The following is a 1,068-nucleotide window of genomic DNA, read 5'->3' on the forward strand; positions in this document are numbered from 1 at the left end:
GTGCCCTGCAACTCGCAGAAGTCTGGCACCACGTTGGTCGCTTCTCYGGCGTGAATCATGGTCACCGAGATGACGCCCGCATCAACCGGTTTTTTGTTGCGGCTGATGATGGTCTGGAAGCCCTGCACCATCTGGCAGGCGATAGGCACAGGGTCGATGCCGAAGTGCGGCATCGCGGCGTGGCTGCCCTTGCCGCGTATGGTGATCTTGAACTCGTTGCTTGATGCCATCACTGGCCCCGCGCTGACCGCGAAAGTGCCGACAGGCGCGCCCGGCCAGTTGTGCATGCCAAAGACCGCTTCGACGGGGAATTTTTCAAAGAGGCCGTCCTTGATCATCTCGCGCGCGCCGCCGCCGCCTTCCTCGGCCGGCTGGAAGATCAGGTAGACCGTGCCGTCAAAGTCTCGGTTCTGCGAGAGGTGGCGTGCCGCGGCCAGCAGCATCGCGGTGTGGCCATCATGGCCGCAGGCGTGCATCTTGCCCTGCCGCGTGCTGGCATGGGGGAATTTGTTGAACTCCTGCATGGGCAGCGCGTCCGTGTCGGCGCGCAGCCCCACGGCCCGGCCACAAGCGCCGCCGTCGCGGCCGTGCACGATACCCACCACGCCGGTGGTGCCCATGCCGCGGTGAATCGGGATGCCCCAGGATTCGAGCTTTTGCGCGACCACGTCGGCAGTGCGTACTTCCTGGAAGCACAGTTCGGGATGGGCGTGGATGTCGCGGCGCACGGCAGCGATGTCGGCCGCCCCGGCCAGGATGGATTCAATGATTTTCATGGCGGTGTCCCCTGAGAGTACATATTAACCAAGCCGGTTCCGCTTTGCATGGCCGTGCCTGGGTTCCTGGTATTTGTTCCCTAAATTCGGCCCTCTTCAACCGCATGGCAGGCCACACGAACGCCTTCGAGCTGCAGAAACTCCGGCCGTTCGCTGCGGCAACGCTCGTTGGCATGCGGGCAACGTGGGTGGAAGGTGCAGCCGGTGGGCGGGTTCAGCGGATTGGGCACTTCGCCCGACACAGGGGTGCGGGCGCGGCCGGTGTCGTGCATCTTGGGGATGGCATCCAGCA

At 64.3% G+C, this 1,068-nt stretch carries 2 protein-coding genes; both read right to left on the reverse strand.

What is annotated here, in order from left to right:
• The coding region (locus tag AC1DWI_RS24165) for an amidohydrolase (protein WP_477726042.1) at window positions 1–776 on the reverse strand (776 nt) is incomplete at its 3' end.
• An 80-nt stretch (window positions 777–856) separates the two neighbouring features.
• Window positions 857–1,068 (reverse strand): oligopeptide/dipeptide ABC transporter ATP-binding protein (locus AC1DWI_RS24170; protein WP_477726043.1); only part of this gene is annotated, 212 nt, incomplete at its 5' end.

Source organism: Polaromonas sp. P3_C2 (genome assembly GCF_056402675.1).